This window comes from Actinomadura syzygii (assembly GCF_008085905.1).
Taxonomy (GTDB): Bacteria; Actinomycetota; Actinomycetes; order Streptosporangiales; family Streptosporangiaceae; genus Spirillospora; species Spirillospora syzygii.
Map to the genome: position 1 here is coordinate 226,467 of NZ_VSFF01000013.1, position 15,951 is coordinate 242,417.

At 74.2% G+C, this 15,951-nt stretch carries 9 protein-coding genes; 3 read left to right on the plus strand and 6 right to left on the minus strand.

Annotated elements, in window-relative coordinates; genetic code table 11:
- Positions 1-42 precede the first annotated feature (42 nt).
- Positions 43-654, plus strand: coding sequence for a response regulator (locus FXF65_RS33010; protein ID WP_148353983.1), 612 nt, complete (start codon positions 43-45; stop codon positions 652-654).
- 12 nt (positions 655-666) lie between these two features.
- On the opposite strand, the gene FXF65_RS33015 is transcribed toward FXF65_RS33010, so the two are convergent.
- From FXF65_RS33015 to FXF65_RS45545, 3 genes are read right to left on the minus strand one after another with little or no spacing between them, the layout of a single operon-like run.
- Positions 667-2,157, minus strand: a complete 1,491-nt coding sequence (locus FXF65_RS33015; protein WP_148353984.1) for a serine/threonine-protein kinase — start codon at positions 2,155-2,157, stop codon at positions 667-669.
- 22 nt (positions 2,158-2,179) lie between these two features.
- Positions 2,180-3,850 (minus strand): serine/threonine-protein kinase, encoded by a 1,671-nt coding sequence (locus FXF65_RS44080; protein WP_187412627.1) that lies wholly within the window; start codon positions 3,848-3,850, stop codon positions 2,180-2,182.
- A complete protein-coding gene (locus FXF65_RS45545; protein WP_246199284.1) occupies positions 3,850-5,856 on the minus strand; it encodes a serine/threonine-protein kinase in 2,007 nt (668 codons plus the stop codon). The genes FXF65_RS44080 and FXF65_RS45545 overlap by 1 nt, the downstream gene beginning before the upstream one ends.
- 251 nt (positions 5,857-6,107) lie before the next feature.
- Between FXF65_RS45545 and lysX the strand changes: the two genes are divergently transcribed.
- A complete protein-coding gene (lysX, locus tag FXF65_RS33030; RefSeq protein ID WP_148354138.1) occupies positions 6,108-9,359 on the plus strand; it encodes a bifunctional lysylphosphatidylglycerol synthetase/lysine--tRNA ligase LysX in 3,252 nt (1,083 codons plus the stop codon).
- Here lysX and FXF65_RS33035 read toward each other — a convergent pair.
- Positions 9,356-9,868: a hypothetical protein gene (locus FXF65_RS33035; protein WP_148353985.1), complete on the minus strand. Its 513-nt coding sequence runs from the start codon at positions 9,866-9,868 to the stop codon at positions 9,356-9,358. The genes lysX and FXF65_RS33035 overlap by 4 nt on opposite strands.
- A gap of 121 nt (positions 9,869-9,989) precedes the next feature.
- Between FXF65_RS33035 and FXF65_RS33040 the strand changes: the two genes are divergently transcribed.
- The gene (locus tag FXF65_RS33040) at positions 9,990-10,721 is read left to right on the plus strand and encodes a DUF7873 family protein (RefSeq protein ID WP_148353986.1); all 732 of its coding nucleotides are present in this window, start codon (positions 9,990-9,992) and stop codon (positions 10,719-10,721) included.
- A 323-nt stretch (positions 10,722-11,044) separates the two neighbouring features.
- Here FXF65_RS33040 and FXF65_RS33045 read toward each other — a convergent pair whose 3' ends face one another.
- The gene (locus tag FXF65_RS33045; protein ID WP_148353987.1) at positions 11,045-12,139 is read right to left on the minus strand and encodes a winged helix DNA-binding domain-containing protein; all 1,095 of its coding nucleotides are present in this window, start codon (positions 12,137-12,139) and stop codon (positions 11,045-11,047) included.
- Between the two features lie 73 nt (positions 12,140-12,212).
- On the minus strand, positions 12,213-15,872 hold the full coding sequence (locus FXF65_RS33050; protein ID WP_148353988.1) for a DEAD/DEAH box helicase family protein: 3,660 nt from the start codon (positions 15,870-15,872) through the stop codon (positions 12,213-12,215).
- Between the last annotated feature and the right edge of the window lie 79 nt (positions 15,873-15,951).

Genomic DNA, 15,951 nt, shown 5'->3' on the forward strand with positions numbered 1-15,951 from the left:
GGGGCATCCGGCGGCGGGGCCCTATCGACGCGAAGGAGTCCGGTGCCGAACGACACGAGGATCCTCGCCGTCGACGATCGTACGGAGAACCTGACCGCCCTCGCCGCCGTCCTGGACGCCCTTCCGGTCGAGGTCGTGCCCGTCACCTCCGGCCAGGCCGCGTTGAAGGAACTGCTGAACGACGAGTTCGCGCTGATCCTGCTCGACGTCGTGATGCCGGAGATGGACGGCTTCGAGACCGCCGGGCACATCAAGGCCAGGCCGCGCACCCGGGACGTCCCGATCATCTTCCTCACCGCCGGCGGCGAGGCCGGGGAGCAGGCGTTCCGCGGCTACGCGGCGGGCGCGGTCGACTACCTGACCAAGCCGTTCGACCCGTGGCTGCTGCGCGCGAAGGTGTCGGTGTTCGTCGAGCTGCACCGCCGGAACCTGCAGCTCAGGCGGCAGGCGCGGCTGCTGCGGCAGACCCTCGCCGAGGGCGCCGGGGAGTCGGTCATGGCGGCCTGCGACCGGCTGCTCGGGGCGCTCGACGAACGCCTCAAGCGCGTCGAGGACGACGTCGACCAGCTGCGCTCCGGCGAGCCCGCAACCGACCTCGGCGGCCACGTCGCCGACCTGCGGCTCGCCCTGGACGCCCTCTCCCCCGGCGGCTGATCCGCCCAGCCGTCAGACGGTGGCGGTGACCGCGGGCGGCGATCCGGCCGCGCCGCTCTTGAGCTTGCCGCGCAGGATGAACGCGCCCGCCAGCACCGCCGCGACGACGAGGACCACCGCGATCGTGACGATCAGCACCGTCCGGCGGCGCTCCGTCCCGCCGTGCCCCGCGCCCTGCGCCCCGTGGACGGGCGGCGGCGAGGGCGGCTGCTGCCAGTTCGCGTACTGCTGCGGCTGCTGCCACGGCGGCGGCGTCTGCGGAGCTGACGGCACAGCGGGCAACTGGCCGGGCGGCTGGCTGGGCGGCTGCGTCGGCGGGCGGCCAAGCGCCGGATGCCGCGACGGCGGCTGCTGCTGGGACGGCGGGGGCGCCCACTCCGTCTGCTGGAACGTCCGGGACTCGGACTCCAGCGAGTCGCGCGCCGGATGAGGGCTCCGCCCCGGCACGCCGTTCTGGTCCGGCTGCCGGAACCGGCCGGGGTCGCGCCTGGTCACCGGCTCCCGCTCGCCCGGGTCGCGGCGCGTCACCGGCTCCGGGTCGGGTCCGTCGAGGTCGCCGGGGTCGCGCCGGGTGACCGGGTCGAGCTCGGCCGGGTCGAGGACGGTCTCCGACGCGTCGTCCGTCCGGGTGGCGGGCGCGAAACGGCCGGACGGCTCGTCCGCCACCGTCTCGCCGACCGGCGGCGACACCGGAAGGGTCGCCACGCGCGTGAGGAGCGGGTGCGCCTGCGCCGCCGTCATCCGGTTCACCGGCTCGCGGGCGAGCAGGCCGTCCAGGACGCGGGCGAGCGGCCCCGCGTTCCGCGCCGGCGGGACGGGCTCGGTCAGCGCGGCCTGCAGCGACGCCATCGCGTCCGACCGCTCGTAGGGGGAGCGCCCCTCCACGGCCGCGTACAGGGTCGCGCCGAGCGACCACAGGTCGGACGCGGGCACCGCGCGCTCGCCCTGCGCCCGCTCCGGCGGGATGTACGCGGGCGAGCCCATGACCAGGCCCGTCTGGGTGAGCGTCGCGTCGCCCTCCACCTGCGCGATGCCGAAGTCGGTGAGGACGACGCGCCCGGTGTCGGTGATCAGCACGTTGCTGGGCTTGACGTCGCGGTGCAGGATGCCCTTCTCGTGGGCGTGCCGCAGCGCCCCGAGCATCTGGAGCCCGATGTCGGCGACCCGGCGGTGCTCCATCGGCCCGCGCTCCAGCAGGTCTTGCAGGGACGGCGCGAGGACCAGCTCCATCACGATCCAGGGGCGGTCGGACTCCTCGACCACGTCGTGGACGGTCACCACCCCGGAGTGGTTCAGCCGCGCCGACGCCCGCGCCTCCCGGAACGTCCGCTCGTACAGGACGTGCCGCTCGGAGTCGGACAGGCCCGGCGGCAGCAGGACCTCCTTGACCGCGACCTCGCGGTCGAGCATGACGTCGAAGGCGCGCCACACGGTGCCCATGCCGCCGCGCCCGACCACCGAGTCGAGCCGGTAGCGGTTGCCGAGCAGACGTGCCTGTGCCATGGCTAGAGGGTCCCCCCGCTGGTCATCCCACCCCGGAGGGACGGAACGTGTCGAGAACATTCTTCACGAGTGTCTCGTTCTCGTTCCACTGGGACGCGGGAACCGCGACGATGACAGCGTACGCCCGGCCGTCCGCCATCACACCGCGGTCGCGCGCCCGGGTGAGGCCCCCCGACCGGGACCAGGTGAACTCGATGTCGGCGGCGGGCTGCCCCGCCACGCTGGTGCTGGTGATCGGCGCGACGCGCTGGAAGCCCTTGAGCTTGCCGTCCGCGATGGCCTCCCGCTCCCAGGTGACCCAGTGCTCGTACGGGTCGCCGGTCCACGGGGTGCGGTCGACCTGGACGTACGCGCTGGTCACGGGATCGGTCCAGACGACGCTGTTGCCCTGCGCGGAGCGCCGCCACCCGCGCGGGACGCCGATCGTGTAGCCGGCGCCGCTCGCCGGGACCAGGCCGTCCGGGAGCGGCGTCCGCGGCGGGACGGACGGCGTCGAGGGCGTCGTGCTCGGCGGCGCCTGCGTCCGCGGCGTCGTCGGCTGGTCGATGACCGTCGGCGACTGGGACGCGCCCCGCGCGCCGCCGGACGCGCCGTCCGGCCACAGCAGGTACCCGGCGACCGCGAGGACCGCCGCCGCCACGACCGCGCCCGCGATGACCGGGACGACCGCCGACCGCCGCTTCGGGGCCGCCGCGGTCGGGTGGGCGGGCGTCCACTGGCCGCCGGTCCCCGGCGGGTACTGCGTGGTCATGTGGTCCGGCGGCGGAGGCACCGGCACCGGGACGGGCATCGGCGGGAAGGTCGGCGTGTGCCCGATCGGGGGGCCGTCCACCGAGGTGGCCTCGTGCGAGGCGATCTGGACGGCGGCCAGCCCGGCGGCGTGCCCGTTCGCGATCGCGGTCAGCGCGTCCTCGGCCTCGGCGCCGCTCGTCCGCCGGACCGGGTCGCGTTCGAGCAGCCCGGTGAGGACGGGTGCGAGCGGCCCCGCGTTCCGCGCCGGCGGGACGGGCTGCGTCATGATCGCGGCGAGCACGGCCATCGCGTCGCTGCGGTGGTGCGGGGCGCGACCCTCGGTCGCGGCGTAGAGGGTCGCGCCGAGCGCCCACAGGTCGGAGGCGGGGATCGCCGGGTCGCCGTTGATCCGCTCCGGCGACATGTACGCGGGCGAGCCCATCACCATCCCGGTGGCGGTGAGCGTCGCGTCGCCCGCCATCTGCGCGATGCCGAAGTCGGTGAGCACGGCGCGGTCGTCATCGCCGACGAGCACGTTCGCGGGCTTCACGTCGCGGTGCAGGATGCCGATCGCGTGCGCGGCGCGCAGCGCGCCCGCGACCTGGCGGCCGATCGTCGCGACGCGGCCGGGCGGGAGCGGGCCGTCCTCGTCGACGATGTCCTGGAGGGAGCGGGCCCGGACCAGCTCCATCACGATCCAGGGGCGGCCGTCCTCGTCGACGACGTCGTGGACGGTCACCACGCCGGGGTGGTTCAGCCGCGCGGACGCGCGGGCCTCCCGCAGGGTGCGGCGGTGCCGGTTGTCGCGCTCGTCGTCGCTCAGCCCGGCGGGCAGGACGACCTCCTTGACCGCGACCTCCCGGTCGAGGGTCTCGTCGCGGGCCCGCCACACGGTGCCCATGCCGCCGCGTCCGACCACGGACTCCAGCCGGTACCGACCGGCGAGGACGCGCCCCTCCATCAGTCGCCCGCGGGCGTGAAGAGGCGGTAGACGGGCTGCAGGTCGGCGTGGACCTTGCCCCAGTCCGCGTCGGGCGCGCAGAGCAGGATCGCGTAGCCGTGCCCGTTCGCGACGAAGCCGCGGTTCAGGATGTGCATGCGGCCGCCGTCCCCGTCGAAGGTGAACTCCCAGTCGGCCGACTTCTTGCCCTTCCCCGTGTCGGGGACGGGCGGGTGGTCGCCGGTCGGCCTGATGTCGATCTTCTCGTAGCCGCGGAAGCCGGACCCGCCGCGCTCCTGCCGCCGCCAGTCGCCGATCGCGCTCTTGCCGGGATCGTCGGTCTGGTCGATCTGGATGTAGGTCCGGCGGCCGGGCGCGTAGTAGAAGTCGCCGCCGTTCCTGCGCTCGGGGCCCGTCCACTTCTCCGGGACGGCGAGGCTGTAGCCGCTGCGGTCCTTGTGCGTCCGGTATCCGGCGGGGACGCTGACGCCCGGCGTGCCGGTCGGCTTCGCCGAGGCCGGCGGCGCGGACGAGCCCTTGACGCCGGTCGCCGGGGTGGTCGCGCCCTCCTTGCGGGCCCGCTCGCCGCCCTTGTCGCCGCCGCCGCTCGCCAGCGCGATCCCGGCGACGACCATGATGATCACCAGCACCACCGCCGCCACGATCAGCACGTTGCGGTTGGAGGCGAGCACCGGACGCCCGCCGCCGCCACCGTGCGTCGTGGGCGGGAAGTGCGTCCCCTCGTGATCGACGGCGCCGTGGTCGACCGAGCCGTGGTCGACCGCGCCGTGGTTGCCCGCGCCGTGGTCGGCCTTGCCGTGGCCGCCCGGCCCGTGCTTGAGCGCCCCGCGGCGGGTGGGCATCGTGCTGCCGACGGGCTCGGTCCGGGGGCCGGAGGCCCGCCAGGACGACACGCGGTCGGGGTCGGGCGTGGTCTCGTTCGGCCCCGCCTTGCCCGTCTTGCCTGCCTTCCCCGCCTTGCCCGCCTTGCCCGCCGTCGCGGGCCCGGACGCGGCGGCGCCGGACGGGAGGTCGAAGCTGGTCAGCTGGTCGGGACGGCCGCCCGCCGCCTCGCCGGAGGGCGGCTCGACGACGGTCTCGGCGGGCGAGCCGGAGCCGTGGCCGGGGACGGGCGGGAGGTCGTCGGCCGTGTACTCGACGGCCATCGTGCGCTGCGTGTCGATGGTCTCCTGGCGGACGATGTCGTCCAGCAGCGCGCCCGCCTCGATGGCCCCCATCCGCTGGTCGGGGTTCTTGTGGAGCAGCCCCTCGATGACCGGGATGAGCCGGCCGCCCTTCTCCGGCGCGTCGGGCTCCTCGGAGATGACCGCGACCAGCGCGGCCATCGGCTCGGGACGCTCGAACGGCGACTTGCCGTGCAGCATCGCGTACAGGGTCACGCCGAGCGACCACAGGTCGGACGCGGGCCCCGCGACACGCCCGCGCGCACGCTCGGGCGCGATATAGGCGGGCGAGCCCATGACCAGGCCCGTCTGCGTGAGGGTGGCGTCGCCGGACGCGGTCGCGATGCCGAAGTCGGTGAGCACGGCGCGCTCGCCCATGCGCCCGGTGCCGGTGATGAGCACGTTGCTGGGCTTGACGTCGCGGTGCAGGACGCCGGCCTCGTGCGCGGCGTGCAGCGCGGCGAGCATCTGCCGGCCGATCTCCGCGGCGCGGCGGGCCTCCAGCGGGCCCTCCTGCTTGATCACCTGGTCGAGGGAGCGCGCCCGGATGAGCTCCATGATGATCCAGGGGCGGTCGTCCTCCTCGACGACGTCGTAGACGGTGACGACGCCGGGGTGGCCGAGCCGGGCCGCGGTGCGCGCCTCACGGAACGTGCGCTTGTGGTGGACGGCGCGCTCCTCATCGGTGAGACCATGCGGGAGGATGACCTCCTTCACCGCAACGTCACGACCGAGGACCTCATCGTGTGCCTGCCAGACCGTCCCCATGCCGCCCCGGCCGACCTGGGTCACCAGGCGGTAGCGGCGGGCGAGCAACCGCTCACCGGTGGGTTCATTTGGCATATCCGCGACCATATCGACTTTTGCTGACAACCTTGGACCGAGCTTGCAAGCCACATCCCCCTACTCGTACGACGTCCGGCCCCACCTTGAGGTTCGCCGCCGGACGGGCACGCGCCGACGGAAGCGTGGTGGACGTGACACCCGTGACGAATAAGAAGGCAGCACCGCACGGCGACCGGGGGAACGCGCCGGGACGGGAACCGCACGATCCCCGCGCGCCGCGCGGCGGCCTGCGCGGCGAATGGGGACGGCTGATCCAGGCCGCACCGACGATCTTCTTCTGGTACACGCGCCTCTCCGGGATCCTCTCGCTCCTCGCGTGGGTCTCCTATGGTCTCATCCTTGAGATAGCCGATATCTGGGCGTTGCGCTGGATCGGCTATCTCGGCTGGTTCCCGAGCGTGCCCATCGGGCTCGTGTGGATCCTGCTGTCGATGGGCATCAGGCGGCGCAAGAAGGCCGCCTGGCGGATCCTAGTGGCGATCTTCTGCCTGCCCACCGCCCTCGGCGTGACGGCGCTGCTGACCACGCTGATCAGCCCGGCGAAGCCGACTCCGATCGGCCTGATCGTCAGCGCGGGCGTCTACCTCGCGGTGCTCGTCCTGCTGATCTCCGCGCGCGGGCAGTTCACCACGCTGCCGGACCGCGCGAACCGCAGGCTCGCCACGCTGGTGTTCATCGGCACGCTGATCGTGACCCTCGGGATCGGCACGCTGCTGGTCAACATGACCGACCGGAACCGGCACGGCGACCTGTGGACGCACCCGCTCTACGCGATCTCGCAGACCGTCCTCGGGCCGCGCGTCAGCGGCAAGCCGATCAATGTGAACGTCCCGTTCGCGGTGGACGCGATCCTCTGGGTGCTCGGCACCGGGCTGCTGCTCGTCACGTTCTGGGCGCTGTTCAAGCCGGGGCGGCGCGACCCCGTCCTGGACCCCGGGGCGGAGCTCGCCGCCCGCGCGCTGCTCGCCGAGTACGGCGACCAGGACTCCCTCGGCTACTTCGCGCTGCGCCGCGACAAGGACATCATGGTCGCGCCGAACGGCAAGGCCGCCATCGCCTACCGGGTGGAGGGATCGGTCTCGCTCGCCAGCGGCGACCCGCTCGGCGACCCCGAGTCGTGGGACCAGGCGATCGAGGCGTGGCTCGCGGAGTGCCGCGAGCACGCCTGGATCCCGGGCGCGGTCAGCGTCGGGGAGCGCGCCGCGCACATCTACCGGCGGCACGGCTTCGACGCCCTCGAACTCGGCGACGAGGCGATCATCGACCTGACCGACTTCAACCTGGACGGACGGGAGATGCGGCAGGTCCGGCAGGCCGTCCGGCGGGTGGAGCGGGCCGGGTACAGCGTGCGGATCAGGCGGCACTCGCAGATCCCGGCGTGGGAGATGGCGAAGCTCATCCGCAGCGCGGACGCCTGGCGCGGCGACGACACCGAGCGCGGCTTCTCGATGGCGCTCGGCCGCCTCGGCGACCCGACCGACGGCCGCTGCGTCATGGTCGAGGCGTTCGACGCGGAGGGCGAGCTGCGCGGGCTGCTCAGCTTCGTCCCGTGGGGGCGGACGGGGCTGTCGCTCGACCTGATGCGCCGCGACCGGCTCGCGGAGAACGGCCTGAACGAGTACATGGTCGCGAAGCTCGCGGAGAAGGCGGCGGCGGTAGGCGCGCAGCAGCTCTCGCTGAACTTCGCGATGCTGCGCAAGGCGTTCGCGCAGGGCTCGTCGATCGGCGCCGGGCCGGTCGCGCGGCTCTACTACCGGTTCCTGTCGTTCGCGTCGAAGTTCTGGCAGCTCGAATCGCTGTACCTGGCGAACTCCAAGTACCTGCCGCACTGGCGGCCGCGCTACGTCTGCTACACGCACAGCCGGGACGTCCTGCGGCTCGGGCTCGCCTACGCCCGCGCCGAGGGGTTCCTGCCGAACCTGAACCGGCCGAAGCTGGACCGCGCCGCCGCGATGGTCCCGTCCGCCGACCTCGTCCAGCGGATCAAGGAGATCGAGGACGCGGCCGACGCCGCCCGCGCGCCGCAGCGCCGGCTGTCGGAGCAGGAGCGGGTCCGGCACGCCAAGCTGGACGAGATCCGCGCCGCCGGGATGGAGCCGTACGCGCTCGGCTTCGAGCGCACCGACTTCGCCGCCGGGATCCGCGAGCGGTTCGCCGGCCTCGCGCCGGACGCCCACACCGGGGAGCGCGTCTCGGTCGCCGGCCGGGTCGTCCTCGCCCGCGAGCACGGCAGGCTGATCTTCGTCACGCTGCGCGACGAGACCGCCGACCTCCAGGTCATGCTGACCGCGGACGCGCTCGGCGACGAGTCGCTGCGGCACTGGAAGAAGCTGATCGACCTCGGCGACCAGGTCGGGGTGAGCGGCGAGGTCGTGACGTCCCGGCGCGGCGAGCTGTCGGTGCGCGCCGAGTCGTGGAAGCTCGCCGCCAAGTGCCTGCGGCCGCTGCCGAACAAGAGCACCGGGCTGTCCGACCCGGAGGCCCGGGTGCGGCAGCGCTACGTCGACTTCATCGTCAACGACGAGGCGCGCCGGATGCTGCGGGTCCGCGGCGACGCGATCGCCGCCGTCCGGGACGGCCTGCGCGAGCGCGGCTACCTCGAAGTCGAGACGCCGATGCTCCAGCCCGTCCACGGCGGCGCCGCCGCGCGCCCGTTCACCACCCGGATGAACGCCTACAACCTTCAGCTCTACCTGCGGATCGCGCCCGAGCTGTACCTGAAGCGACTGCTCGTCGGCGGGGCCGGGCGCGTCTTCGAGCTGAACCGCAACTTCCGCAACGAGGGCGTCTCGCCGAAGCACAACCCCGAGTTCACGATGCTGGAGGCGTACGAGCCGTACGGCGACTACGACACGATGGCGGAGCTGACCCGCTCCCTCGTGACGGACGCGGCGCGGGCCGCGCTCGGCACCACGGTCGTCGTCCGGGACGGGGCGGAGCACGACCTCGCGGAGCCGTGGCGGCAGATCACCGTGTACGAGTCGGTGTCGGAGGCGCTGGGCGAGGAGGTCACCCCGGACACGCCGGCCCCAGTCACGCGCGGGTACGCCGAGCGGTGCGGGCTGAACGCCGACCCGCAGTGGGGGCAGGGGAAGATCGTCCAGGAGCTGTTCGAGGCGCTGGTCGAGGGGACGCTGACCGCGCCGACGTTCGTCCGGGACTACCCGGCCGAGACGTCCCCGCTGACCCGGCCGCACCGCGCCGACCCGCGCCTCGCCGAGAAGTGGGACCTGATCGTCTTCGGGATGGAGCTCGGCACCGCCTACTCGGAGCTGATCGACCCGATCCTGCAGCGGCAGCGCCTCACCGAGCAGTCGCTCCAGGCGGCGGGCGGCGACCCGGAGGCCATGGAGCTGGACGAGGACTTCCTGCGCGCCCTGGAGTACGCGATGCCCCCGGCGGGCGGGATGGGCATGGGCATCGACCGGCTGCTGATCACGCTGACCGGGCGGAGCATCCGCGAGACGATCCCGTTCCCGCTGGTCCGCCCCGGTTCTTAGAGCGTTCGGGGGGCCGGGCGGTAGCCCTGGGCGGCGAGCCAGGCGCGTGCCGCGCCGCGCCGGGCGTCCTCTCCCTCGGGGAGGGGCAGCGGCGGGATCGGCAGCCAGCGGTCGGAGTCGTCGGCCTCCTCCGCGGGAACGACGTCGCCGCGCTCCAGGTCGAGGAGGGAGTCGCCGCCGTCCAGGGCCGCCGCCAGGGCGCCGAGGTCGGCGGGCAGCGGGACGAGCGGCGGCGCCGGGCGCGACCCGAGCGCGGCGGCGAGGTCGGCGGCCAGTTCGGCGTCGCCCGGCAGGCCGCGTGAGTCCAGCGCGTCGAGGCAGGCGCGGGCGAGCCGCTCCGCATCTGGCTCGGCGTAGGGCTCGGTCAGCGCGAAGACGAGCACGTCGCCCGCGTATTGCAGCACCGGGGCGAGCGGCCGTCCGCGCAGCGCGCCGAGCCCGTCACGTCCGTCCCCGCGGTGTGCGGCGGCGCGCAGCCGCGCCAGCGATTCCCCGTCCCATTCGGTCACACCGACATTTGTACAGACTTCGTCTGACACTGGGCGGCCGTTCCGCCGGAAAACCATTATGGATATTCGCCGGGCGTCCGTAGCGTTGACCATGTTCCTGACGGGAGAAGGTGAGATGACCATGGCAAAGCTCAACCAGATCATCGCCATTGAGAAAGGCGTGAAGGGCCGCGCCCAGCGCGAGGTGGCGGACGTTCTGCGGCTGCTCCAGAAGCCGGTGCTGCTGTCGGGCATCTCCCGCGTGTACCGTCCGAAGGACGACGAGGGCGAGACCCTTCCGCCGGAGTCCACCAAGGTCCAGGTGAAGTCGGAGGACGCGCTCCGCGACGTCTCGAAGACGCTCACCCGGCTGTTCGACGTGGTCGCCACGAAGGACTGGGCGAACCGCGAGGCGAGCGCCGACGTCGTCGTCGACGGCAGGCCGATCCTGACCGGAGTCCCGGTCACCTACCTGCTGTTCCTGGAGAAGCAGCTCAACGAGCTGCACGCGGTCCTCGACAACCTGCCCGTCCTGGACGCGTCCGAGTCGTGGAGCTACGACGAGAGCCAGGACGTGTGGCGCGCCGCGCCGGTCGAGACGTCCCGGACGAAGAAGGTCCCGCGGGCCCACGTCCTCTACGAGGCGACCGAGAAGCACCCGGCCCAGGTCGAGACGTTCACCGAGGACGTGATCGTCGGCACCTGGACGAAGGTCGCGTTCTCCGGCGCGCTGCCCGCGCGCCGCCTGAACGAGCTGCGCGACCGCGTGGACCGGCTGCTGGCCGCGGTGAAGTACGCGCGTGAGGAGGCCAACACGGCGGAGGTCGACGACCGGCAGGTCGGCGACGCCGTCTTCGCGTACCTGTTCGCGTAACCCGAGACTCCCCCGCTGGAGCGCGGGGGGCCGCGTCCCTGTGGGCGCGGAAAGCTGAGGATGACGCTCAGTCTGAATACGCAAGCTCAGACTATCGCTCCAGACTCAGCATTCGCCGTTCCCCACCGGCGGAGGCGACCGGTCTTTCCCGTAGTTGTCAGTTCGAATCTGACCCGCAGCTCTCGTGCTGCGGTAGCTCAACGGAAGAGCGCGGCGAAGGAAAACTGACCCGGCGCCTGTTCATCGACGGTGGGTGCATTCGACGGCTTCCGGGCCCCGGGGATCGGGTAATCCCCGGGGTCCACCGTCGCCATTCCGCGAGGTCACCCCGTCCAGGCGGTGAGATGCACCTCGTGCGCGGCGTCGGGGTCGGTGAACTCCAGGAGGCTCGCCGCCTCCGCCTCGACGGCCCGCTCGTCCGGGATGGGCGCGAACGCCTCGACGGTCAGGACGGCGCGGCCCGCCTTCCGGTCGCGCTTGAGCGTCCACAGGCCGTGGACGCGCCCGTCCACGAGGAGCGTCGGCTTGGTCTCCGACCCGACGCAGACGAGCTTGCGGTGCTCGTCCGTCATCAGGCGGGTGCGGTCGGCGTAGGCGAGGACGAGGTTGTCGAACCCCGGCAGGAACCGGACGGGGGCGTCGCCCTCTCCGTCCGGCAGTCGGGCGTCGGGGAGGTCGAAGAGCTCCACGCCGTTCTCGTCCTGGTAGACGCGCAGGTCGGGGCGCAGTTCGTCGAAGACCTCGGCCATCCGGCGCAGACCGGACCAGATCTGGAAGTCCTTGACGGACGCGGGCCCGAACGACGCCAGGTAGCGGCGGACCAGCCGCTCCGGCCCGGACTGCTGGAACGACCTGCCGATCCACTCCTCCGCGAGCGCGAACGGCGTGGCGCCGCCGACGTTCCACGTCCCGCTGGGCGGCGGGTGGACGACGGACAGCAGCGCCTGGACCGTCCAGCCGATGGCCGTCCGGTCACGGCCCGGCCACGTCTCGGCGAGCCTCTTCGCGAGCTGCGGACGGGTCATGACCTCGCCCTCCAGGAGTTCGCGCGCCGCGGCGGCCAGCTCGTCGAGGTCCCAGTCCCGGGTGGCGCGGCCGAACGCGGCCTGCCGCGCGCTGAGGATCCTCTCCTGGACGAGCGGCCGCAGCCACAGGTAGTCGTCGGAGAGGGCCATGTGCTGCGTCCCCCGGAGGATCGACCCGCGTACGACGTGCCGTCCGGTCATGAGGTCGGTGAGGTCGTCGCGCCGGAAGCCCGCCAGCCGCGTCCAGAGCGTGTAGTAGGGGACGTTGTTCTCCTGCGCCTGGAGCGCGACGAGATGCCGGACGGCGTCCAGCGCGGACATGTCGGCCCGCTCCAGGAGGTGCTGCCGCTCCAGCGCCGCCCGGTTGAGCGTCCGTCGATCCAGCGTCCGCATCACGACCCCCTAAGACAGGAACAAAGCATTCCGTTCTACGATACCAGAACGGAATGCTCTATTCCCCTGCCGTCTAGCCGGACCCGGCCTGCTGCTCCCGGTACGCCTCCACGGCGTAGCGGAGGCGGGCGCCGACGAGGAGCGCCTCGTCGTCCGGACAGCCGAGCAGCCGGGTGACCAGCTCGACGATCTGCTCGTCGGTGAGGTCCGGTTCGCGCGCGGCGATGCGTCCGACGATCTCGACCAGCTCGGGACGCTTGTAGGTGACGATCGACCGCCCGCGCTTGACCTGCGCTGGAGCGTCGGGCGGCGGCTCTTTGCGGGCCGGGGGTCCCGGCTGCCCCCAGATCGCCGGGACGTCCGGACGGGTCTGCGTGGACGGCTCCTCGGCTGGCGGCGGCGTCCGACGTCCCGGCGCGTCCAGCCGCCGAGGCGGCGGACCGCTCCCCGACGCGGGCGCGCTCCCCTCCGCCCGCCCGACACGCGGCGCATCCAACCGCCGAGGCGGCAGCTCACGCCCCCCACCACCCGACTCCTCCCGAGCACCCGAACCACCCTCCACGGATCGCGAAGGCCGCGCGGACTGCGGAGGCTGCGAGGGTTGCGCGGGCTGTGGAGGTCGCGCTGGTTGCGCTGGTTGGGCGGGCTGCGGAGGCCGTACAGACTGCGCGGGCGGTGTTGGTGGCGTGGGTTGCATGGGTTGCGTGGACCGTGCGGACTGCGCAGGCTCTGCGGGCTGCGGGGGCTTCGGGGGCTGCGGAGGTCGCGCGGGCGGCGGTGGCTGTGTGGGCGGCGGTGGCTGTGTGGGCGGGGCCGGGGGTGCCGGGTCGGGGATGTCCGCGGGCTCGGTGGTCAGGGCGGTGAACAGCGGCGCGGTCGGGGTGATCACGTTGTGCAGGTGGGCGGGGAGCAAGGTGGACGGGGGCGGGCCCTCCAGCGGTGGGAGCGCGGGGCCCGGTGGTCCTACGAGGATGATCCGGGGGGCGAGCCAGAGCAGGAAGAGGGCCTCCGCGCCCGCCTCGTGCTCGCCGTCCACGATCACGACGTCGAACGAGTCGGGGACGGGCGGCAGCGCCTCCGGGACGCGCCAGAGCGGCAGGATCCAGGCGGGGATGTCGCTGGACGCGGGCGGGTTCTCGCGGGCGGCCGTCCAGGCGCGGGCGGCGGCGAGGTCGGCGCGGACGTCGGCGAGCCGCGCCTCGGCCTCGGCGAGCGCCTCGCGGAGCCGGTCCGCCTCCGGGACGCTCCGCTCGGCGAGCCTGCGGGCGGCGGTCCGGGCCCAGGCCCACGCCTCGTCCCAGCGCCGGGCGCGGTCGTGCCAGGCGGGGTCGCCGTCGGTGGCGATCATCAGGTGCGCGAGGTCGGGATGCACGGCCCGCACCCGGGCGAGCAGTTCCTCGCAGCGGATCTGCAGCGACCGCTCGTGCCTGGCCTCGGCGAGCGCGCCGAGCGCGCGGCCGTAGGCGGCGGCGTCGCGGTCGTCGATCGCGGCGAGCGCGGCGCGCAGTTCGGGCGGGTCGCCGGGGACGGTGGGCCCGATCGAGTCGCGCAGCGCGTCGAGGTCGGCGGCGGCGCGGTTGACGCCGAGCCCCTCCAGCGCGTTCTGCAGCGAGGACGCGTACCCGTGCCACTGCACCGGGTGCCCGAGCGGGACGGCGAGCCCGTTCCGCTCCAGCAGCCCCTTCGTCTTCTCCACGGCGGGCATCGCCTCCAGGACGCGGCCGAGCCGCGCGTGCGCCCGCAGGAACCGGGCGACGCGCTCGCCCGGCGGCAGGTCGGCGGGGAAGGAGATGCCCGCCGCCTCCCACACGTACTGGAGTTCGCGGCAGGTGATCCGCACCATGAGGTCGGTGTGCAGGAGGCCGAGCGCCTCCGCCGTCGCCGGCGCCGCGCCGTCCACGGTCACGGCGGCGAGCAGCGGCTCCGCCTGGCGCTGCGCGGCGGAGCGCAGCGGTCCGCGCTTGAGCGTCCCGCCGCCCGCGAGGTGGCCGCCCAGCTCGTGCGCGGCGGCGGCGACCGCGCGCAGGTCGGCGCCCGGCGGCAGCTCGATCCGGTGTCCGCGCAGCTCGCCGAGGGCGCGCTCGGCCCACTGGGCGCGGGCGGTCATCTCCGCGACCCGCGACCAGATCAGCGGGCGGCGCCCGGCGAGCGCGTCGCCGAACGCGCGGACGGCGAGGTCGGCGGAGTTCCAGCCGCCCGGGTGCCCGTCCAGGCCGAGGTCGCGCAGCGCCGCCTGGACCACGGAGGCGTTGCCGTCGAGCCGGGCGAGGAGCGTGACGTCGGCGTCCCGCAGCCGCCGGGACAGGTCGGTCCTGGACCGCTCGGCGCGCTCGGCGGCGGCGGACTCGGCGTCGATCAGCGTCCGGACGTAGGCGGCGCTCGGCAGCGCGCCCGGGTCGACGTCGCGCTGCTCGGTGCGGGCCTTGCGCTCGGGCGTCTCCTCCGCGAGCAGGACGACCAGCTCCGCCGCCTCCGCGCGGGAGATCGGCGGGCCCGCGGGCATGTCGTCGCGGACCGGCAGCCACGACAGTTCGGGCGCCTCGCCGCGCAGCCGCTCGTCCGGCCGCTGCTCGGGGGCGTCCGCGTCGCCGCTGCGCACGCGCTCGCCGATCTCCGCGACCCGGCGGGCCGCCTCCCGCTCCTTCGCGGCGAGCGCGTCGAGGTCGGGGGCGGGTTCCGCGGCGCGGGCGCGGACGCCGTCGGCGACCCGTCCGGCCGTGGCCGGGTCGGCGACGGTGAGGCCCGCGAGGCCGGGCGGGAGCGCGGCGCGCAGCGCGCCCGACGCGGCCGCGCCGGACGTCGCGACGAGCACGCGGTGCCCGCGCTGGAGCAGCCCGGCGAGCAGGTCGGGGACGGTCTCCGGCGCGCGTTCCGGGACGTGCATGACGTGCGGGCGGCGGCCCGGCGTGACGAGCCGGGCGAGGCCGTCCGGGACGCCGCGCACCAGCAGCCCGAGCAGCCGGGCGTGGTAGTCGGCGACGGCGGCCCGCCCCGGCGGCCGGACGACGAGCGCGGGCGCGAGCCTGACCCGCGGCACCGGCGAGGGCGCGCCCGGGTCGGGCGTCCAGTCCTCGCGGAAGTCGGCGGGGGCGGACAGCGCGACCGAGCACCATTTGCGCAGCACGTCCCCGGTCGAGGCGTTGAGCCCGAAGCCCTGCCCGGCCTGGACGGCGTCCGCCACCCACCCGGCGGGGCGGTAGACGGGATGCCCGGCCAGCAGCTCCCGGTCGCGCAGCGTCGTGTGCCCGGCGAGGACGACGTCGATGCGCTCGGTCCGGTCGTCGACCACGATGCGGACGGGCGTGTTCAGCAGGTGGTCGTGCACGGCGGGCCGCCACGACAGCAGCCCGGTCGCGAGCACGACCTCCTGCCCGGACAGCTCGCGCAGGATCCGGTACCAGTTGCGGAGCGCGAGCCAGCCGTCGAACTCCTCCAGCACGACGGGCGGCGTCAGCGGGATGACCGGGACGCTGAACAGCACGTCGCCGGGCCCGGCGTCCGTCTCGACGTAGACGTCGCCGGGCAGCTCGCACAGCCAGTGGACGTGGTCGTGCCCGGACAGGTCGCGGGCCGGACGGCGCCGCGCCTGCGCGAGGTCGCGCAGGTAGCGCAGCAGCCGCGCCGCGTGCTCGGCGTCGCGGCCGTCCGGAGCACCGCCCGGAATCCCGCCGGGAACCTCGCTGGGAACCTCGCCGGAATCCCGGCCCGGCCCCGGTCCGCCCTCCGCTGGCACCGCGGCTCCCTCCCTCCCGGGAAAGCTGGTGCCACGATCTAACACCCCCGGGCGGGCCTGGTCGAGCGCTATCGGTTGA

Excerpts from the sequence above, each read along its gene's own strand:
- FXF65_RS33045 (WP_148353987.1), bottom strand. The coding sequence starts at position 12,139 with ATGCGGACGCTGGATCGACGGACGCTCAACCGGGCGGCGCTGGAGCGG.
- FXF65_RS44080 (WP_187412627.1), bottom strand. The coding sequence starts at position 3,850 with ATGGAGGGGCGCGTCCTCGCCGGTCGGTACCGGCTGGAGTCCGTGGTC.
- FXF65_RS45545 (WP_246199284.1), bottom strand. The coding sequence starts at position 5,856 with ATGCCAAATGAACCCACCGGTGAGCGGTTGCTCGCCCGCCGCTACCGC.
- FXF65_RS33040 (WP_148353986.1), top strand. The coding sequence starts at position 9,990 with ATGGCAAAGCTCAACCAGATCATCGCCATTGAGAAAGGCGTGAAGGGC.
- FXF65_RS33015 (WP_148353984.1), bottom strand. The coding sequence starts at position 2,157 with ATGGCACAGGCACGTCTGCTCGGCAACCGCTACCGGCTCGACTCGGTG.